Annotated in this window: 23 protein-coding genes and 3 tRNA genes; 9 read left to right on the top strand and 17 right to left on the bottom strand. The window is 58.8% G+C overall.

Annotation, left to right across the window (positions count from 1 at the left end):
* Positions 1 to 309: 309 nt before the first annotated feature.
* The 3 genes from RIdsm_RS12755 to RIdsm_RS12745 all read left to right on the top strand — a co-directional run bounded on the left by RIdsm_RS12755 (position 310) and on the right by RIdsm_RS12745 (position 5,464).
* Positions 310 to 1,917: an AAA family ATPase gene (locus tag RIdsm_RS12755; RefSeq protein ID WP_057815662.1), complete on the top strand. Its 1,608-nt coding sequence runs from the start codon at positions 310 to 312 to the stop codon at positions 1,915 to 1,917.
* Between the two features lie 405 nt (positions 1,918 to 2,322).
* Complete coding sequence (locus tag RIdsm_RS12750; protein WP_057815664.1) at positions 2,323 to 4,740, top strand: GcvT family protein; 2,418 nt, start codon at positions 2,323 to 2,325, stop codon at positions 4,738 to 4,740.
* A 97-nt stretch (positions 4,741 to 4,837) separates the two neighbouring features.
* The gene (locus RIdsm_RS12745) at positions 4,838 to 5,464 is read left to right on the top strand and encodes a nucleotidyltransferase family protein (protein WP_074939762.1); all 627 of its coding nucleotides are present in this window, start codon (positions 4,838 to 4,840) and stop codon (positions 5,462 to 5,464) included.
* Between the two features lie 118 nt (positions 5,465 to 5,582).
* Here the strand turns inward: RIdsm_RS12745 and RIdsm_RS12740 are convergent, their stop codons facing one another.
* Both RIdsm_RS12740 and RIdsm_RS12735 read right to left on the bottom strand, forming a co-directional pair.
* Positions 5,583 to 6,260 (bottom strand): Hint domain-containing protein, encoded by a 678-nt coding sequence (locus RIdsm_RS12740; protein ID WP_057815666.1) that lies wholly within the window; start codon positions 6,258 to 6,260, stop codon positions 5,583 to 5,585.
* A 249-nt stretch (positions 6,261 to 6,509) separates the two neighbouring features.
* On the bottom strand, positions 6,510 to 6,857 hold the full coding sequence (locus RIdsm_RS12735; RefSeq protein WP_143100337.1) for a hypothetical protein: 348 nt from the start codon (positions 6,855 to 6,857) through the stop codon (positions 6,510 to 6,512).
* A 481-nt stretch (positions 6,858 to 7,338) separates the two neighbouring features.
* Here RIdsm_RS12735 and RIdsm_RS12730 point away from each other — a divergent pair, with 481 nt between their 5' ends.
* The 4 genes from RIdsm_RS12730 to RIdsm_RS12715 all read left to right on the top strand — a co-directional run bounded on the left by RIdsm_RS12730 (position 7,339) and on the right by RIdsm_RS12715 (position 8,303).
* The gene (locus tag RIdsm_RS12730) at positions 7,339 to 7,809 is read left to right on the top strand and encodes a hypothetical protein (protein ID WP_057822123.1); all 471 of its coding nucleotides are present in this window, start codon (positions 7,339 to 7,341) and stop codon (positions 7,807 to 7,809) included.
* 268 nt (positions 7,810 to 8,077) lie between these two features.
* A tRNA-Trp gene (locus RIdsm_RS12725) sits at positions 8,078 to 8,151 on the top strand.
* 1 nt (position 8,152) lies between these two features.
* Positions 8,153 to 8,228: transfer RNA gene (locus tag RIdsm_RS12720), tRNA-Asn, on the top strand.
* 1 nt (position 8,229) lies between these two features.
* Positions 8,230 to 8,303 (top strand) — tRNA-Gln (locus RIdsm_RS12715).
* Positions 8,304 to 8,410: 107 nt separating this feature from the next.
* Here the strand turns inward: RIdsm_RS12715 and RIdsm_RS30135 are convergent.
* The 4 genes from RIdsm_RS30135 to RIdsm_RS12705 form a co-directional block, all read right to left on the bottom strand.
* Entirely contained in the window at positions 8,411 to 8,572 is a 162-nt protein-coding gene (locus tag RIdsm_RS30135; protein WP_177228374.1) for a hypothetical protein, read from the bottom strand.
* Positions 8,573 to 8,930: 358 nt separating this feature from the next.
* Positions 8,931 to 9,134 (bottom strand): hypothetical protein, encoded by a 204-nt coding sequence (locus tag RIdsm_RS12710; RefSeq protein ID WP_057822136.1) that lies wholly within the window; start codon positions 9,132 to 9,134, stop codon positions 8,931 to 8,933.
* Positions 9,135 to 9,147: 13 nt separating this feature from the next.
* Positions 9,148 to 9,309: a hypothetical protein gene (locus tag RIdsm_RS30130; RefSeq protein WP_177228374.1), complete on the bottom strand. Its 162-nt coding sequence runs from the start codon at positions 9,307 to 9,309 to the stop codon at positions 9,148 to 9,150.
* Positions 9,310 to 9,317: 8 nt separating this feature from the next.
* On the bottom strand, positions 9,318 to 9,785 hold the full coding sequence (locus tag RIdsm_RS12705; RefSeq protein WP_057816726.1) for a hypothetical protein: 468 nt from the start codon (positions 9,783 to 9,785) through the stop codon (positions 9,318 to 9,320).
* Between the two features lie 146 nt (positions 9,786 to 9,931).
* On the opposite strand from RIdsm_RS12705, the gene RIdsm_RS12700 reads away from it, so the two are divergent.
* Both RIdsm_RS12700 and RIdsm_RS12695 read left to right on the top strand, forming a co-directional pair.
* Entirely contained in the window at positions 9,932 to 10,114 is a 183-nt protein-coding gene (locus tag RIdsm_RS12700) for a hypothetical protein (protein ID WP_057816725.1), read from the top strand.
* A 13-nt stretch (positions 10,115 to 10,127) separates the two neighbouring features.
* Positions 10,128 to 10,976 (top strand): DHHA1 domain-containing protein, encoded by an 849-nt coding sequence (locus RIdsm_RS12695; protein ID WP_057816724.1) that lies wholly within the window; start codon positions 10,128 to 10,130, stop codon positions 10,974 to 10,976.
* Between the two features lie 100 nt (positions 10,977 to 11,076).
* Here RIdsm_RS12695 and RIdsm_RS12690 read toward each other — a convergent pair whose 3' ends face one another.
* The 11 genes from RIdsm_RS12690 to RIdsm_RS12640 all read right to left on the bottom strand — a co-directional run bounded on the left by RIdsm_RS12690 (position 11,077) and on the right by RIdsm_RS12640 (position 19,067).
* Entirely contained in the window at positions 11,077 to 11,700 is a 624-nt protein-coding gene (locus tag RIdsm_RS12690) for a hypothetical protein (RefSeq protein ID WP_143100339.1), read from the bottom strand.
* Positions 11,701 to 11,806: 106 nt separating this feature from the next.
* Positions 11,807 to 12,115, bottom strand: coding sequence for a hypothetical protein (locus RIdsm_RS12685; RefSeq protein ID WP_143100340.1), 309 nt, complete (start codon positions 12,113 to 12,115; stop codon positions 11,807 to 11,809).
* Complete coding sequence (locus RIdsm_RS12680; RefSeq protein ID WP_057816721.1) at positions 12,112 to 12,711, bottom strand: holin family protein; 600 nt, start codon at positions 12,709 to 12,711, stop codon at positions 12,112 to 12,114. The genes RIdsm_RS12685 and RIdsm_RS12680 overlap by 4 nt, the downstream gene beginning before the upstream one ends.
* A complete protein-coding gene (locus tag RIdsm_RS12675) occupies positions 12,698 to 13,129 on the bottom strand; it encodes a hypothetical protein (protein WP_057816720.1) in 432 nt (143 codons plus the stop codon). The genes RIdsm_RS12680 and RIdsm_RS12675 overlap by 14 nt, the downstream gene beginning before the upstream one ends.
* Complete coding sequence (locus RIdsm_RS12670) at positions 13,120 to 13,731, bottom strand: holin-associated N-acetylmuramidase (RefSeq protein ID WP_057816719.1); 612 nt, start codon at positions 13,729 to 13,731, stop codon at positions 13,120 to 13,122. The genes RIdsm_RS12675 and RIdsm_RS12670 overlap by 10 nt, the downstream gene beginning before the upstream one ends.
* A 49-nt stretch (positions 13,732 to 13,780) precedes the next feature.
* Positions 13,781 to 14,059, bottom strand: a complete 279-nt coding sequence (locus tag RIdsm_RS12665; protein ID WP_057816718.1) for a hypothetical protein — start codon at positions 14,057 to 14,059, stop codon at positions 13,781 to 13,783.
* Entirely contained in the window at positions 14,056 to 14,370 is a 315-nt protein-coding gene (locus RIdsm_RS12660; RefSeq protein WP_057816717.1) for a hypothetical protein, read from the bottom strand. Before RIdsm_RS12660 ends, RIdsm_RS12665 begins: the two co-directional genes overlap by 4 nt.
* A 67-nt stretch (positions 14,371 to 14,437) precedes the next feature.
* Positions 14,438 to 15,256 (bottom strand): hypothetical protein, encoded by an 819-nt coding sequence (locus tag RIdsm_RS12655; RefSeq protein WP_057816716.1) that lies wholly within the window; start codon positions 15,254 to 15,256, stop codon positions 14,438 to 14,440.
* Between the two features lie 12 nt (positions 15,257 to 15,268).
* Positions 15,269 to 17,806 (bottom strand): hypothetical protein, encoded by a 2,538-nt coding sequence (locus tag RIdsm_RS12650; RefSeq protein ID WP_143100341.1) that lies wholly within the window; start codon positions 17,804 to 17,806, stop codon positions 15,269 to 15,271.
* 8 nt (positions 17,807 to 17,814) lie between these two features.
* Entirely contained in the window at positions 17,815 to 18,243 is a 429-nt protein-coding gene (locus tag RIdsm_RS12645) for a hypothetical protein (protein WP_057816714.1), read from the bottom strand.
* The gene (locus tag RIdsm_RS12640) at positions 18,243 to 19,067 is read right to left on the bottom strand and encodes a hypothetical protein (RefSeq protein WP_143100342.1); all 825 of its coding nucleotides are present in this window, start codon (positions 19,065 to 19,067) and stop codon (positions 18,243 to 18,245) included. The genes RIdsm_RS12645 and RIdsm_RS12640 overlap by 1 nt, the downstream gene beginning before the upstream one ends.
* Positions 19,068 to 19,070 lie beyond the last annotated feature (3 nt).

Here is a 19,070-nt window from a genome sequence, read left to right as displayed (position 1 = left end):
GGCAGGCGATTGCAAAGCAATCGCCGAGAGGTGGGCCGCCCCCCGGCACGGCGATTTGGCTACCACCAGCGCAACGCTCCGAGGTCGGAGGGACTTGGCAGGCATAAAGCACTGCCCCACGGAGGTTGGATCGCCGCACCACGGCCCGACGATGCGCGGCTTGGCACGGGAATAATCACGGTTCGCGGCAGGAGGTAAGATTACACTTTAGTTTCTGAGTTCTCAGCAGTTTGTTAGTGACGTACTTTACGAGTTTTTCAATCGTGTTAGAAAGTTAGACAAGCCTACTCAACGAATAGATGCATCGTCATGCGCATTACAAAAATCCATTTTCGAAACGGTTACAAACGTTTCCACGATCTAACAATAGATTTGGGTGAAGAACCTGCTCGAATTGTAGCTTTGGTGGGACCGAATGGATGCGGCAAAAGTAGCGTTCTCGACGGTTTATTGTATCACGCAAACGCCCATCAAAGGATAGGAAAACCTCAGCAACGCGATCCTACCTACCATTCAATGAAGGAAACAAACGTTAGTTGGCAGGATATAGATATTCGCTTTACAGAGGGTTCATTCAATGAGGTCCATAACGCCAGATCAAGCGCAGGCAGATCTAACACCATATTCTCGTTCCGAAGCCCATATCGCTACAACAGCACGCTCAAAATCAAAGAAACCCGCGCCGTGGAAAAGATTAGTCTTAACTCCTATGGCGCAGGCGACGCATCCAGTTTGGATGCAAAAATGGAAGATAACTATCGACGCTTGTATGCCTTGTATAATTCTTATCTCGACGAGAATGATATCAAGCCAAGTGAAGCAAAGAGTAAAATAATTGGGGAACTAAATCGCTCGATCCAGAATTGCGTAGACCTAGAGATATCCAATCTGGGAAACGTCGAAGGTGACAAAGGCACACTGTACTTTAGTAAGCCGGATCACCCTAAAGACTTTGAATTTAATGTCTTGTCATCAGGGGAAAAAGAAGTGGTCGATTTGCTGCTCGACCTGTATTTGCGAAAAAACGATTACAACGACTCAATCTTCCTAATCGATGAGCCCGAACTACACATCAACACGGCAATTCAAGGCAATTTGCTAACAGAAATTGACCGGCTTGTAGGACCAGACTGCCAAATTTGGCTTACTACGCACAGTATTGGCTTTCTGCGCGCACTACAGACGAAAATGTATAGCCAGTGCCAGATCATCTATTTTAGACCCGAGTACAACTTAGCTGCCGAACCTTGTGTTCTGACACCAATGAAAGTCGGGGCAGGTACTTGGCGGGAACTTTTTTCAGTCGCGTTAGACGACATGGCGCTACTGGTCAGTCCAAAAACGATCATATACTGTGAAGGGCGGGCTGAACCCGGCGTAGGTGGACGAGAACGAGGGTTGGACGCACAGGTTTTCAACAATATTTTTGCTGAATCGCATCCTGATGCTTTTTTCACTTCAAGCGGGGGAAATACTGAACCCGATCAGAGGAGTGCAATTGCGCTAGCAGTTCTCAGCAAAGTGTTCCCTACCGTGGACATCCTGGTACTAAAAGACCGGGACGTTGGTTCGGGCAAGTACATGGACGAAAAAGATCGACAAATTTATCTGAGAACCAATTCCCCAAACCACAGAGTGCTTACGCGGTGGGAAATTGAAAACTACCTTTTCGACAAGGATGTATTGAAAGCCTACTGTGAAGGCGAAGGACTAACATTTTCTGAAGAAGCGTATGACAAGCTTGTCACGAATATTAGCGACCAGAACCTCAAGGATTACGTGCAGCACATCAAGAACTTTTGCAACATCAAGAGCAGTATCAATGCTGACGTTTTTAAAGTCGAACTCTCTAAATACATTAGCGCTGAAATGCCTGTATTTCGTGAACTTGAGAAATGTATTTTCGATCGGCAATGACATTGAAAATCGCTCCCACCCCAAAGTTATTTTGACGTCTACGCACCGGCAAAGATTAAAGATCTATTCTAAGAGGGAACGTCGCTGTTACTCGCAGTTCGATAGACGCCTTGCGTCGCAAAACGGTGTCGCCTTCGAGAAACCAATACCACACCCCACCCCCCCGTTGCGCCCGAAACAACATCTCGCCCCTCCCCCCATCGCGCGACACATTAACACCCGGCCTCCACTGACCCGATACCGACGTAATACCGACGTAATACCGACGTGATACCGACGTCGGTTTCCCTGCAAATCATGGCCGTTAACCTTCGAATCGGTTACCGACACGATCTGTCGCAAACGGACATGCCCGATCCGCGTCAGACGACAGTGTAGGGCCACCGTAAAAGCAGGGAGTCACACATGAAAACCACCACCCGCGTGGCGATTATCGGCGGCGGAGTCGTCGGCTGCAGCGTTCTCTACCACCTCACCAAGCTGGGCTGGTCCGATGTCATGCTGATCGAGCGGTCCGAGCTCACCTCCGGCTCCACCTGGCATGCCGCCGGCGGCTTTCACACCCTCAACGGCGACACCAACATGGCCGCCCTTCAGGGCTATACGATCAAGCTTTACAAGGAGTTGGAGGAAATCACCGGCCTCTCCTGCGGGCTCCATCACGTGGGCGGCGTCACCCTCGCCGACAACCGCGACCGCTTCGACATGCTCCTCGCCGAGCGGGCCAAGCACCGCTACATGGGCCTCGAAACCGAGATCGTTTCGCCCGAGGAAATCCGCAAGATCGCCCCCGTCACCAACACCGACGGCATCCTCGGCGCCCTCTACGATCCGCTCGACGGCCACCTCGATCCGTCCGGCACCACCCACGCCTACGCCAAGGCCGCCCGCATGGCCGGCGCCACCATCGAGACGCATTGCAAGGTGCTGGAAACAAACCAGAAATCCGACGGGACGTGGCAAATTGTCACTGAGAAAGGCACCATCGACGCCGAGCACGTGGTCAATGCCGGCGGCCTCTGGGCCCGGGAAGTTGCAGCGATGTCAGGGGTTTACCTGCCGCTCCACCCCATGGAACACCAGTATGTCGTGACCGAGGAAGTCCCCGAGATCGCCGAGATCATCGACGCCGGCGGCGAACACCCCCACGTCATGGACCCCGCCGGCGAAAGCTACCTCCGCCAAGAAGGCCGCGGCCTCTGCATCGGCTTCTACGAACAGCCCTGCAAGCCCTGGGCCGTCGACGGAACGTCCTGGGATTTCGGCCACGAGCTGCTCCCCGACAACCTTGACAAGATCGAACAATCCATTGATTTCGCTTACAAACGCTTCCCCGCCCTCGAACGCGCCGGGGTGAAGTCCGTCATCCACGGCCCCTTCACCTTCGCCCCCGACGGCAACCCCCTTGTCGGCCCCGTGCCGGGCCTGCGCAACTACTGGTCCGCCTGCGGCGTGATGGCCGGATTCAGCCAGGGCGGCGGCGTCGGCCTCATGCTCGCGCAGTGGATGATCGAGGGCGAATGCGAACGCGACGTCTCTGCCATGGACGTGGCCCGCTACGGCGACTGGATCAACAAGGGCTACACCCTTCCGAAAGTCATTGAAAACTATCAGAAAAGATTCTCGGTCTCCTATCCGAACGAAGAACTTCCCGCCGCCCGCCCGCTGAACACCACGCCGATGTACGACATCTTCGACAGCATGGGCGCGGTCTGGGGCCACCAATACGGGCTCGAGGTGGTGAACTACTTCGCCGAGGGCGACGAGCCGCGTTTCGAGACGCCCTCTTTCCGCCGCTCCAACGCCTGGGAGGCCACCAAGCGCGAGGTGAAGGCCGTCCGCGAAGCCGTTGGAATCAACGAGGTTCACAACTTCGGAAAGTACCTCGTCACCGGCCCCAATGCCCGCGACTGGCTCGACCGGATCATGGCCGGGCGCATCCCCAAACAGGGCCGCGTCTCGCTCACCCCGATGCTGTCGCCCAAGGGCCGGCTGATCGGTGATTTCACCGTCTCCTGCCTTGGGCCGGAAGCCTTCCAGCTCACCGCCTCCTATGGCGCCCAGGCCTTCCACATGCGCTGGTTCGAACAGAACGAGGCCGACGGCGTGCGGGTTGAAAACATCTCCGACCGCCTCAACGGCTTCCAGATCGCCGGCCCCAAGGCGCGCGACGTGCTGACCGCCTGCACCCGGGACACTGTCGCCGACATGCGCTTCATGGACCTCCGCCGCGCCACCGTGGGCATGGTCGACTGTCTGATCCAGCGGGTCAGCTATACGGGCGATCTGGGCTACGAGATCTACTGCGATCCGATGGCCCAGAGGTCGCTCTGGAAAACCCTCTGGGAAGAAGGCCAGAAGCACGGCATGAAGCCCTTCGGGATGCGGGCGATGATGTCGCTGCGGCTCGACCGGTTCTTCGGCTCTTGGCTGTCGGAATTCTCACCCGACTACACCCCCGGCGAGACAGGGATGGACCGGTTCATCAGCTTCACGAAGAACACCGATTTCATTGGGCGCGCAGCGGCGGAAGACGAGAAAAACAAGGGGCCGGAGCGCCAGTTGGTTGTGTTCGAGGTCGATGCGGAGGATGCCGACCCGCATGCCTATGAGCCGATCTGGATCGACGGCGCCGTTCAGGGATTTTGCACCTCGGGCGGCTATTCGCACCACGCGGAAAAATCGATCGCGCTGGCCCTTATCCCGCGCGCGCTTGCCAAGGATGGGCTCGAGGCCGAGATCGAGATCCTGGGCAAGATGTGCCCTGCCCGGCTGATCACCGAACCGCTCTTTGACCCGGAAGGCGAAAGGTTTCGGATGTAGCGCCATACGCTCTGGCAGGACGCCTCCGGCGGGAGTATTTGTGGAACGGTGAAAGGCAGGGGATCACCATGATTTTCATCGTTCTGCAAAGTCTCACATGCTGCCGGACCCGGCGATGAGCGGGCATTGCATCCTGATCCCTGCGGCGGGCCGCTCCTCGCGCATGCAGGGGCGTGACAAACTGCTGGAGGTTGTCGATGGCCAGCCGTTGCTGCGCCGTCAAGCAATGCTCGCACTTGCAACGCGCTATCCTGTGCTCGTGACGCTGGCCGCAGACCGCCCGGCACGCGCCAACGCGGTTTCAGGTCTTGAGGGGCTATCTCAGATAGTCGTGCCGGATGCGGCCGAGGGGATCTCTGCCTCGATACGGGCCGGCGCGACATGGGCAGCGGCGCAGGGGGCGCAGGGGTTGATGATCCTGCTGGCGGATTTGCCGGAGCTCACGCTAGACGACCTGAAAAAGCTGCTACAGGCCTCTGAAAAAGAGCCGAAATCCGTGTTCAGGGCGACCGACGCGACAGGCAAGCCGGGCCATCCCGTGATCCTGCCCGCCCGCCTGTTTCAGCGCCTCTCGGGACTGCACGGCGACGAGGGCGCCAAGCCGGTGCTGGCCTCGGAGAAGGTCACGCGTATTGCCCTGCCCGGTCGCCGTGCCACAACCGACCTCGATACCCCGGAAGACTGGTCCGCGTGGCGTGAACGGCGCAAAAAACCCTCCCCCTGAAAACGAACAATCCCGGCTTGCGCCGGGATTGCCGCCTTCGAAACCGGACGTTGCCCCCGCACCGATTTCAATGAGGCCGGGCGTCAAAGGACAACCCGGCCAGCTGCAACACTCGTACTCACTTCAACAGGAGACGGCTTTCCGCTTCGGTCAACGCACGGCGCGCGGCCTGGTAGGCCTTGCGCCCCGCGGTGTCGCGAAGATCGGGGAACAACTCGAAAATCTGGCGGCGCTGGCGAGAGCCGAGGCTTGCCATGACCCGTTCGTCGGGCCGGAAGCTTTCGGTCCAGAAGCCGTTGGAAAGCACCACCTGGTGCTGGTCGAACATGAAGTGGATATACGTGACCTGGGCCACGTCTACCACATCCACCCCGTCGAGCCCCGTCAGGTGCCCGGCGGCGGACAGAACTTCACTGTCTTCGAAGAACTGCGCCGTTTTGTCGTTCTGGATCAGGACATTATGCCACGGGCTGACCATGATGTCGGCCTCGGGCAGCCCATGATCCAGCGCCCCCGACCGGATCAGGACCGGACGAAGGGAGGGCGCTTTGCGAAGATCCTCGGCGCCAAGGCGGCAGGATCCGATCCAGCGGATTTCCTGCAGACCATTGTCGCGTGTCAGGACCCGGTCGCCGAGTTGCAGATCCTCGACCCGTTTCTCGCCCGAAGGCGTGGCAATGACGGTACCGGGGGTGAAGCAGGGAACGACGTTCTCGATGGGCAACTCTGCCTGCTCGCTGGTGCCAAGGGCCGCGATGGCGGCGTTCTGGCTTGCGGGGTTCTCGATCGACGGCATGTTGTCTCCTTTTAGACCAGCACTTGCTACTCGTTAACCTTCAAACATCCGGACAGATTGCCCGGCACTCGCACTTCACTTACTCACACATGCGAGAACGTGCCGGTCAGCCATACATACCTCCACTCCGGAAGGCGTATCGCGTGAGCCATGGTCAGAAACAGACCCGTTCGACCAGACCCTCGACACGTCACGCATATCACTCGTGACACAAGGTCGGCCGCCCCTAGCCAAATCTTCGCCCCCCAGTCAGGCAAGTATGAAGCTACTGATCGGGCGTATTTGAATAAAGTCATTTTTGTCCGAGAGGTGCCGTAATTCCGGCGGAAATGTGGCAAAAGGCGGGCACAAACGCCCCGCGTCCCAAAGGTCATTGTTTCCGTATTTCGGCACAATGCTTGGCACGGCCAACGCGGAAAAAGCCGACATCGGATCGATCGAAACCCATATTTCATTGCGAACTTTCCGCGTCGCCGCCACCTCTGCCAAGATCGTCAAGCCGTGAATATGTTTCGAAAAAAAATACAATTGACGGGCGCGCCTGCCCAAGTTCGGCCGGCGCCAAAAATCGTCAAACGACAGGCGTTTACGCCGCATGAGCGTTATCAGTTTCTCGATTCCGGGCAAACTGTTTCCAATTCAATGGCAAATATAGCGGGGCGTGGGGCGAATCATGGCGCAATAATCCCGAACCGCGGCCTTGGCACATGCACGCGCCCAAGCCTCCGCCACATTTCGGACACGTTCAGCCAGACACCTAAACCGGCAAGGCAGGTTATGGCGGGCCGTCAGCGTTTCCGAAATTGCCCCGGGCCTTCAGATGACCTTCGCGAAGCGACGCGGCCCCGGCCACGGGGGCAACACCTTGCAAGGTCAAGAGAGAGCCAGTCGCCCGGTTCGGCCACCCTTCACTGTCGTCAGACGTTCCAAGACAGCCTGACATCCAACCCTCGGCCGAAACGACGGGCGAGGTTGCAGGAGCATCGGAGCAATTGAGATTGGGAGGAAACCTGGTGCCCAAGGTCGGCATCTGATAATATAGGAATGTGAAATACTTACGAGAGTACGTGAGGGATTTATGAAAGAAGAGCCTGAGAAACCGACCGATTTGTGCGACTACTTGCGGGCCGACGCGCGATACCTAGATGACCATAGGTATGAAAGCGCCACCTGCCTGTACAGGTATTTTGGCGCGGATGACGAATTGCTGTATGTCGGCATCACGAATGATTTGATGGAAAGAGATCGGGCGCATTGGAGGTGCGATGAATTCTACGCCTATTCATTGACGATGACTGTGGAGGTTTTCCCGACGCGGGCCTTGGCTGAATTGGCCGAGGATATAGCGATCCACGATGAATGGCCGGAATTCAATCGGAAGCGCCTGCCGCCGGTTCGCGAGAAACTTGAATATCCACGGTACAAGTGGTACGTGGAGCAACGCGACGGCAAGCTGAACGGCGAAGACCCCGCCACACTAGACCTGAAGGCTTCGCCAGAATTTTGGAAACCCCCTGCATTTCAAAGACAAAGCGAAAACGAAGCGTGAATCTTGAAACAGGTGTGCGATCCCTCCAGGCCCACTTGAGACCTCTGCCTTCGGAGGGCAGCGTCAGGGCGGATGTTCGCGCGATTTCCTCTATTTGTTCAGGTTTTAGGTCCGTTTTAGGGCGCCCAAAAGCGCTGAAAGCTGGGCGAACGGCCGAAAGTTCTTTGCATGTGCTGCGAGGTGGGGTATAAGGGCGGCATGATGTACACTGACCGACAGAACTGGCGAAATTACCTCTAACCAAGGGGTGCTTTCGCGCGCCCTTTGTGTGGGCGTAGTTCAACGGTAGAACATCGGCTTCCAAACCCGAAGATGTTGGTTCGACTCCATCCGCCTATGCCATAGCCTAGTAGCTCAGTTGGCAGAGCGACGGATTGTTAATCTGTGGGTCGCAGGTTCGAGCCCTGCCTAGGCTGCCATTGCCCCTTCGTCTAGCGGCAGGACGCCTGATTTTGAGTCAGGAAACCGTGGTTCGAATCCACGAGGGGCAACCACCACCCTGCGAGTCCCTCCGGGCCTACCAGACCAAATTTGGACGCCTGATTTCATTGGTGAAATCGGGAAAGTGCCACGCGGGGAAATGAGCGCGTGGCACCCTCCTCTACTTGGGTTTGTTCTTGCGTCGCTGCTTGCGCGCGGCTTTGACTTTGGAGCGGTCCTTTCCGCTCGGCTTCCGCTTAGGTATCTCGACCTCCGGCGGGTGGTCAGTCACCATCTGGGCCAGAGCGGCAGCCATTGATCCTGCGATTGCTATGCGCTTCATGTGGCCTCCTTCTGTTACACTCTCGGCATTACGGACAGGTCGATGTTCTTCACCCACCCGTCCACCTGAATTATCCATGCACGTCGCCCGTGCGGCTTTTCTTCTGGTTCTCCGATCACCCGGCCACTCAGGCAAGTGCAGAGAGCGTCAACTAGGTACTCGTCTGACCCGGCAGCAAAGGTCCAAGGAACCGCTACAAGGTCGCAGTCCCGCCTCATCGACCCGTGCAGCCCGATCACGTAGCCCAGCTTGCGGGCAACCGCGTGGATCAAGGCGAAGTCAGGCAAGCCGGGGTCTTTCCATCCCGGCGCTGGATCATCGTACATCGCTGGCGCTGTGATTTCAGGCCAGACAGACATCAATGCACTCCCAAAAAGCTGTATGCGCCAAGTTCAATCGTGTACCACTTTCCATTGCTGTCCGGCCCGGCGACGGCGAACTCCGCTTCGTCCGGGTCACAATCATCACCGTTGATGTCGAACCAGTTGGTAATGGGATAAGTCTTTCCATCATCAAGAAGAATGATGCGCAGTGACCTGTTAATAGCCTCGACACTTGCCATCGGTCGGCCTCCTCTACTTGGGTTTGTTCTTGCGTCGCTGCTTGCGCGCGGCTTTGACTTTGGAGCGGTCCTTTCCGCTCGGCTTCCGCTTAGGTATCTCGACCTCCGGCGGGTGGTCAGTCACCATCTGGGCCAGAGCGGCAGCCATTGATCCTGCGATTGCTATGCGCTTCATGTGGCCTCCTAGTCTTGGTTCTTATCACGCGGCCCGAACCGATAGTTGAGCGCGTTCCGCAACTGCCTATCCGTTCCCTTGAAGCCGCTCATTTCTCGCACGCGGCGCAGGACATAAGGCCCGCTCCACTGTAGCCCATGCCAGAGCTTTTCCGCTTTCGGCATGTCCTCGTCTGACAGATGAAACTTGCCGGGGTTTCCGACCGGCCGCTTTGGCTTTTCCTGTTTCGCGTCAGTAGGAACCGTTTCGACCTTCACGTTCCTGCGCTCCAACTCTCGGCGGATATTCGGCAGCTCACCGCCAACGCCCAGATCGCTGGCGCGCAGCAAAACCAGCGTATCGCCCTCGCGCAAACCGTGCTGCAGCATGACAGTACGCTCCATCCGCTCACTACCAGGGTGGTCGATCCAGATGGTCTCGACATCGGCAGCGGCGAAATCGTTATCGGTGCACTTGTAGCCATATCCAACACGCATGAGGACGGGGTATGCCCGTGAATTCTCAACACTTCAACACACGTTCTGGATATAGTCAACATTTCTGCTGACTTTATGATTTGCATATGTTGACAATTCTCAATATTCGTGTTGAAAATGTTGAAACCAAGAAAGGACCGAAAGACATGGCAGATAACAAGGATCAGATCATGCGAGCGCTGAAAGAAACGCTCTTCCGTGCCGTTCGGTCGGTTGAGGCGGGTGACATCCCGCAGGATCCTATTGTCTACGGCGGAGTTACGATGGCCGATAACCGCTGTGCACGCATCACTGTGGATTACTACGATCCCGAAACGGAAGCCAGATAAGGACCGATCCGAAATGACACCAGACGTTTGTATTTATCACGCCAATTGCGACGATGGCTTTGCCGCCGCCTATGCCGTGTGGAAGCGGTTCGGTGATGCCGTGGAGTACGTGCCTTGCCAGTATGGCCAGGACACTCCCGACGTGACCGGGAAAGACGTGCTCATCGTGGATTTCTCATTCAAGAAAGATGTCATGAACGAGATTGCCGACGCGGCCAAACGGGTCATCGTTCTCGATCACCATAAGACCGCCGAAGCCGAATTGGAGGGCTTCATGAAATTGGAATGCGCGGGCGGCCCGTTTGAGAAGCGCTATGCGGACCGCATGATGTCAGGCGTTGGCGTCTGTTTTGACATGGAAAAATCAGGGTGCCGTCTCGCTTGGGAATACTGCTTTGGTAACGAGCCAATGCCAGACTGGTTCGCTGCCGTCGAGGATCGCGACCTATGGCGGTTCGACCTTAGAGGAACCAAGGAAATCTGCATCGCGATCCGCTCCATGCCGCGCGACTTTGAGCTGTGGGACATGTTCACAGCCGAGCGGCTTGCAAATGAGGGCGTCGCCATTCGTCGCTATGTCGACATGATCGTCAGCAACATCTGCGACACGGCCTTCGAGGAAGATGTCGCCGGACATCGGGTGCCTGTTGCAGCCTGCTCCTATGACTTTGTTTCCGAAGTCGCGCACGAGCTGCTTAACCGCAACCCGGAAGCACCTTTCGCCGCGTGCGTGGTCAGAACCTATGACGGCGTGACGTACTCGCTGCGCTCAATGGATGATCGGATGGACGTATCTGAGATTGCCAAAGACAACGGCGGCGGCGGGCACCGCAATGCGGCAGGCTTCCGCGTGGCCGCCTAAACCAACCCAGTAGAGGACGGTCCCGATGCCAACCATCAACCACGCTGCTGGAGAGATTCTTTCGGTCCAAGGTAAAATGGGATCTTCAGACCAAGCCTGACTATACGGTTTTTCGATCAATCGCAGCGCACGCTTTAATAGCGTCACCCATCCTAATTTGCAGCCGCCTCTCTTCCTCAATCTCGCCTTTAAGAGCTTTCTCCGACGATTTCTTGCCCGAAATCCCTCTTTCGGGGTCAAATTGACAACCAAGGCGCTTTGCAGTCTCAGTCATCCTTTGCCGGTGCCGAATTTGCTCATGGTTTGCGGCAATGTACTCGTCGACCTCCGGACATTCTTTGAGTTTTACGTACCTGTTTTCAATGTTCGGCGGCCACGTGATGTCAATTGCGTTTGATGTATCCAAAATTACGACCGAAAATAGTCGATGATCGCTCGGGTCCTTTGTAGTAATATCAATCAGCTTACCCTGCGATGATTGCCAAATCGCATGATGGTGTGCTTCCACGTAAAGTCCTGGCCATTGCAAGATTTGCCAGCAGAACAGCAGTTTGCCGCCTTCGGATTTTACAAGCTTATTTACATTCCAATAGCACATGCTGTTGGGAAGCATCGGATCGTATTTCACCTTGACCATCTTCCCAAGGCCAAACGACCTCGTCACCCTGCCCCGCGCTGGATGGCTTAAAGGGAATGTTGAGACGGGTGCATAGATCGACGTCATCAGTGATCCCGAAGGCCGGTTCCGTTCCACGCATCGGCCAAATTAATACGAGCTCTTCATCATTCATCTTGCGATTCTCCATTGCTAGTCAAGCCTATTGCCATTCCTATCCCGGCACCCCGGGCGCCTCGGCATGCCAGTCCTGCCAGTATTCCCCGACGCGCACGATGCAAGTCGTGCCGTCGACCAGAACCTCGAGCGCCGTCCACCGGCCCGACCGAACATCGCGCCAGATCTGCAACATCGATGTGTCGGTAATGAGACCGCCGAAGGCGAGCACCTGCCCTTCACGCTCGGCGAGGCGCTTTGACAGGATATCGTAGGTCGTGCACTCGCCGGCGAAAGCCGGCGCAGCGGCGCGGAGAAGCACCCACAGGGCCAGCGCGGCGATTGCCGCCATCAGTCGCCCAGTCATCGCTCAGCCGCCCCGTTGTGGCGCTGGATCGCCTCGAGCGCCGGGTTTGGATCCCCGGCCCCCTCAGCTACCTGCAACTCGACCTCTGCATCGGTCCCGGTATCGGCTACGCGCGGCGTGCCCGCACCCGATCGCAACGCATCGAGCGCGGCGAGGTTCTGCATTACCTTCGGCGCACGGGCCACGGTTGCCGCCAGCGACTGCTGGAACTCCTGCCCCTTGGCCTGATGCCGGGCACCGAAGTAGAAGCTGACGATCGCGCCCAGGAGCCACCAAAGCGGCTCCGGCACAAGCGAGATCCCCTGCATGCGTTCCGAAAACCAGACGGGATCGATCATCGCCGCCATGAACAGCGCCAGCGTGCCGAGCGCCAGCGCCGGCCGCGGAACGCGGTTCAAGCCGTCGATCAGGCGGTCGAACAAACCCTTACGCGGCCGCGCGAACTCGGCCGCAAGCTGCGCGAGTGCCGCGCTCTGCACATCCGCGTCGCGCGCATCCGAGGCGTCGGCGTTGACTCGAAATACCTCGGCCGTCTCGGCGATCGCGTTGCGGCCACCGCCGAACACGGTAGATAGAAGTTTTTCAATCAGTCCCATCGTTCCCTCCCTCGGGCAGACGGCCATCGCGCCGCGCCATTTCCTCAAGTGCGTCCTGCGCTCGGATATCGATCTTCACCAGCGAAACGCGGACAGCCTCCGGCAGGACGGCATTTATCCGATTCCTGACCTCATCCGTCGGGGCGTGCCACGAATAGAACTTGATGCCGCCAGCGCTCGCGTTCGGAACTTCGTCGCGGCGCACGTACCACTTGTACTGCTTGGTGGTCGGGTCGATGAACGTGGAGCTATCCTTATCGGCCGCTTCCTTTGCCAGCCGCTCGAAATCCTCCGGATGCAACGAACCGCAGAACGAGCAGACCCGGTCGCCGTTCGGGCACCGGATCCAGGTATCCGGTCCCGGCGTGAAACGCGGCGAAGGTGAGCCGCATGTGAATGTTTCGTCGCTCAACCCCATTTCGCCACCCTCCTCTGAAACTCGGCCTCGGTCATGTGATAGCGGGGCGAGATGAACTCCTCGGCCCGCCGGATCCAGCCGCCCTTGCCGCCGGCACGGGTGCGGGCGTATTTCCGCGATGCCGGGCGCGCGTCGGCGAGCCGGAAGTAGTAATTCCGCCGGGCGATCCCGTAGGCATCGGCGAGGTGCTCCGGAGCGACCTCATACGCAGCCCTTGCCGCGCCGATGGTTTGCGGCCCGATAGCGCCGTCGACGGCGATCTCGTGGCCCAACCGGCGCAAGAGGCGCTGCAGGATCTTCACCGCGTTCCCGCCGGCGTTGACATACATATCGAACACCGACGCGCGCAGCGCCTCGGGCAGCTGATCGATGCGCGGCCGGCGGTAGTAGTGGTCGACGAAGATGTCCTCGGCCTGCGACCGCGACAGGCGCCGCACGTCCGCGACATCGACATCGCCGTCGCGATCGAGATCAAGGCCGAGACGGCGCATGGTGTGAATGGTGACGCCGAAATTCGTGGCGCCGCCCGGATCATCCGGATCGTTCACGAATCCGCCCTCGCGCGCCACGATGGCGCGGGCCAGATCTTCAACAGTTTGCATCGTAGATATCCTTGGTAGGAAAGGGCGGCAGCGACCGCCGGGAAATGGTCTACCGGTCGCCGAGCTTGTACCGGCGAACGATTACCAACAGAAACGTCACGGTCAGAACCGTCTTTGTAATCACGATCAGCCAGGGCACGACCGGGCGCAGATCGACGCCCAGGTTGCGCACCAGCATCGTCAGTAGCACGGTAAAGCCGACCAGTGCGTAGCAGCCGGCGATGCTGCGCCCCGGTGGCTTGCACCTGCCATAAAGGTGCGCCAGCCACCAGCAGACCAGAGAAAGCGACACTGAGGTCATGTTGCTTGCGATCAGTACCCAGTTCATTTGGGATCTCCCTTGAATAGGAACTTCCGAAATCCGCGCACCGCGGCGATACCGCCCTCGCCCATGATGAACCCGGCAGCGAGATAGGCCCATGTTCCGCCGCCTGTGATATCCTGCAGGACGTGCCCGACGAGCCCACCCAGGAAGACGGCGCTGAAGGCCCCCGCCAAGCCTTCTAAGATCCGTCGACGCCAACTGGCCTCTGGCGCAAACACGGCCCGCACGTAAGCTCCGGCAGCACCTGACAGCAGGAGGGCGCTGACCTGCTCGGGCATGTTTCCAAACAGGTCGCGCAGGTATTGAAGTAGCATGCGGCCTCCTGCCGTTACTCAGGATCAGATGGCCGGCTGCTTTAGGCTAAAGCAGCCGGAACGCACATCACGCGAACGTCCGGATATTCGCACAGGCCGCCATGATTGCCTCGATGGTAGAGGTGCTGGTGATCGCCTTCCGCAGAACAATAATCTGATCCATGTAGACCTCGCTCTCTACAAGATCGTCTGCGGAACCAAGTATACCGGCGTCCGTCTCAGCCGGCGGGGACTGATCAATCGCACCGGCACCCCCGGCCCCGAGCGATGTCGCACTGTTGAGGAACGCATCTGTCGATCCGTCGGAATCGTCATACGTCATCATGACCGAGTATCTGTTGCCAGCAACCAGACCGGCGGCAAACGAGTCACTTGATCCAGAGGTTCCGTTGTTAAGCGAAAGATTGCCGCTGGCGACGACAAAAGCTGTCATACGGGTCCCGGCGCCGGACGTGCCCACCGAGAAAATGCAGTTGTTGGCCGCCGTCGAAATCGGCTCAAGGCAGGGCACAATGATCGTGTAGCCTGCCCAAGTGCTCATGTTGCTGGACAGTGACCCCCTCAACCCCTCCGCGCTATTCGACGTCGTTTTCCAGCGCTTCCGGCCGCCCATTACGGCGGACTGAACATCGCGTGTCAGCGACGTGTTGCCCGCAGTCCACGTGCCGGTCCCTGCCGCGTCGATTTCGGTAATGGCTCCAGCTACGTCCGCAGACTTTATGCCGCCAGCTTGCAGCCAAAGCTCGATGTCATCCACATCGGCAGCGAGTGCCGTTAGTAGATCGGCCTCATACTGCATGATCTGCGGTACATAGCCGGAAGGCGCGTTCGGCACAGGGGTCTGCCCGCCACGAACGCCGGTCATTGTGGTTGTTTGAAGCGGCATCTTAGATCTCCTTTAGGTGAGTGCCGGAAGGACGCCATGATCGGCGCAGAGCCAATCGCGGTCATCGAAACCTGATGGCAAAGTGTGAATGGGCGTGAAGGTGTTGACCGACGCAATGTGCGAGCGCCCGAGCCCATTTGCGTCACCGCGCATGGATGTCGTCCACTGCACTATGTCGGCCGGGGCGCTGGAAAACGTTATCCGGATCCAACGGCCGTTTACCGTCCCGTTTGCGGGACCAGTTGCACTTGGATCGATAATGGAGACGGAAAAGTTTGCCTTGGCGATAGACCCCGAGCTGTCCGCAACCATAATCCCCGATTGTGTATCGATCGACGCAGCAAAGGCGGGTGAAATGTCCGACGCATCTATTTCTACATCGCCCTCGTCAGGCACGTGCACCTCAAGGTCGAGGATGGTGGTCGAGCGCCACTGCGCGTCGGTCACGATCATCGCTTGGTTGCCGATCCCATTGATCTCCCGAAACGCAGCGCGCGCCCATGACATTCCTTGCAGGTAGTACCCCTCATTTGTGCAGTGCAGACCATCGGTGCCGAGCGGCAGGTGCCCTTCATTCAGCGCAAGCGTGAAGCCGGGAGTGCGCGCCAGAAGCCGCTGCGCCCGGCTGGTGCTGTCCAGGTAGAAATTGGCATCACCGATGTCGCGGATGTTGCCCGCGTCGATCTGCGTCATGATGAAAGTTGGCTCGTCGGCCTGTCCGAGAATATTGCGACAGGCGCCCGCGAACCATTTTTGCGCCTGCTTCATGGCCGCGATATACCGATCAATGCCGCCCTGCCCGTCAGTCGCATTCTGGCCGTGGTTTATGAACAGCGACGGGCAGATGGCAACCTTGCCGATGCTCGCTGCGTAGCGCTGCGCATCGCGAAGGCCGTTCAGAAGATCGACACCCACCGCCGAGCCTCGCTTGATGTTCGAGTACGGCTGCGCGGTTTGAGCCGCGATGAAGCCAAGCACCTGCGGCTCTACGCTCACCGCCGCATTCACGTCGCGAATGTAGTGGTTGACCAGGGCCGACAGTGGCGTCTCGCGGCAACCATATTCGGCGGTCTCGACCAGATCGGCCACCCCCGCGAAACGCCGCCCCTCGACATGGACGCCGTAGCTGGGCATGAGCGCCGACCCTGAATAGGTCGCCGTCGTGGAAATCAGCGCATCGGCATCGCCGTTAATTCCCTTGGCTTTCGACTGCCCCCAGATAGGAAAGACAAGCAGCACGTCGTCCGGGTCGTACCAGCCGATATCTCCGGTGCCGTCGAACTGCATCTCGGGATAGGCATTGCGCCCGATATATGAGGCGCCGCGCCAGTCCACACGGCCACGGTTGATCGCAACGATGTTTCCGTCAGCGTCTACCTCCACGGCCTCCGCGTCAGGATAACCCAACGCCGGGACTACCACCGTGAGACGTCGGTCGCGAACACCCTCGGCGGTTTCCGAGACAAAAGGCCTGTCGATCTTCACGATGGCGCCATCGGACCCGACTTCAATGGCCTCCGCATCCGCGTAAACAGCGCGCGGGATCGTGTAGACATAGCCGAGCTGTCTCTGACCATCTGACGTCTCGACAGTGTACGTCCGAGACACCCGCAACACCTCGCCATCGGAGCCGAGCGTTACCTCTTCGGCGTCCGAGAAGCCGAACCTTGGGAGCGTGATTGCATCGACCGGGTTGCGATCCCTCGCACCGTCAGCATCTTCGATGTAATAGTCCCGGACGATCTCGATGACATAGCCATCCTCATCGACCACCACCTTTTTAGCATCGAGATACGCAAATCGCGGCACCGTGGCGTTGAAGGTCGCGCTGTCCAGCTTTTCGCGGTAGTCGTCGTCAAAGTTGTTGGTGTTGTCTTCGGCAAACAGCGCCGTCTTGATCTCTGCGCCTGTCAGCGTTGCGTAGGAACGCTGAAGAACGGCGGAACCACCATCGTTCAGATAGAGGTCGAGATATCCATCGGGGTCGGTCGAAGGGATGGTGAAATAGTCCCCGTCCGACGTGCCCGCAAGGCCGGCTGTCGTGTCTTCATAAACATCCGGAACACCAAGAATGGCGGCATCGCGCGCGGCCTCCGCCAACGCTTGGGCCTCCTGCGCGTCGTTGCGCGCTAACTCGGCCTCTTCAACTGCCGTGCGTATATCATCATATTGCGCCTCAGTGATGATCCCGACATAAACAGCCGATGGCGCTGGCTCTCCTGCCAGGAGAAGATCCTCAAGGTTGTGAGGCGCGCCGGCCTGAGGGATCGAAATGTACCCAAGCGGCAGACGGAAACTTCCCGCCACAGTCTCTCCAGCAATCTCGACATAGTACCGAGAAGCTGTACCTCCCCGGCTGTTAGGCCAAAGGTCCACGTCGATTTCACCACTGGCGTTGATGACAGCGGAAACCGTCGATTTCCAAAGAAGCTCGTCTTGGTTCGTGTCCACGTCCCACTTGGTGAGCGTGAAGTACACGGTGCCACTGGTCAGAGCGCTTCCGCCCGGCGCCGTGATGGTGCCGGTGACATTTACCGTCGATGTTGCCATTTCCTACCTCAAGGCCAGTGTTTGTCGTCTTGGAAGTCCTGCGGGATTGGGTCTTGCTCAATCAGCGCGTCGGACGCCGCCCAAATGGCCGCGATGTCCGCGAAAGCTCCGTCGATTTCGTCGGCCCGCGCTTGCTCATCGAATGTCTTGTCGGCCTTGGCGGACAGCGCCTGGCGCTCCGCCAACAGGCGGCCTTGCATCCGGTCGCTTGCGACCATGTTCACCCGGCGCTCGGCCTCGTCTTCGATCATGTCCGCCGTCACCGGCTCCGGCTCCGGCTCCGAAAACGTCTCGTCGTCGTAGGCGCAGCCCTTACGGACCCATTTCGGGCATTCCGGCCATCCCCGTGCGTGGTCCGGAATGCTGTCCGGATTGACGGCCTCGACATTCACGACGACGCCGTCCTCGATTTTTGCTTTCCGCATCATCGTCTCCATCAGAACACCGTAATCCGGGCTTCACCGCGGGCTCCCGAGCCGTTCGCTCCGCCGCCACCTGCGGGCGCTGCCCCGTCGTTGCCTGCTGAGCCCCCTGCCCCGCCGTACTCACTGGAGCCACCGCCAGGCCCGCCAGATCCAGAGCCGCCGCCGCCGCCCCACATCGCGTCCGTGCCGCCCTCTCCATTCGCTCCGCCTGCGCCGCCAAGCCATGCGCCTGCCGGGGCTTCGCCCTGTCCGCCGCGGGCCGTGAGGTACGAGCCAAAAGTGCTGTCGTTTCCGCCGCCGGCACCAACGCCGATGGCAACTGTTGAGGTCAGGTCGCCAGCCTTGAAGAATGCCCGGTTGTATTCGCCGCCATCGCCCCCGTTGGTGGTGGTCCCGTCGGCGCCGCCACCCCACAACTCGACCATGACGATTGTGTTTTCAGCGGCGCTGTTCACCCAGGTGTCGGAGGTGGTGTAAGTCGTGATAGAGGCGGAGCCATTATCGATCTCCGCGCCACCAGTGAGCAGGCGAAAATCGGTCCCGTCATAGATCAGGACGTCGGTGCGCCCGTCTTCGATCTGCCCAACTTCAAGCGTTGTGCCGTCCGCGTCCACGATATCGACAGCACTCTCGCTGCCAATCGCGATCGTCACGCCAGAAGAGGTATTGGTTGCGCCCCACGTGATCGAAAACACCATGCCGGCAGAAAAGCCAGCGGCCGGGATTTCCGGGTCAACGTCAGCAGTTACGGCGTTTGCCGTCCCGCCGACATTCGTGAGGGGAAGCACAGCGGCGGCCAAAGCGAGAGCCCAGAGCGCCGCGTACTTGTCGAGCATATC

Origin of the sequence: Roseovarius indicus (assembly GCF_008728195.1) — a bacterium.
Taxonomy (GTDB): Bacteria; Pseudomonadota; Alphaproteobacteria; order Rhodobacterales; family Rhodobacteraceae; genus Roseovarius; species Roseovarius indicus.
Note: the sequence above shows the minus strand (reverse complement) of the source record. Positions and strands in the feature narration are given on the sequence as shown.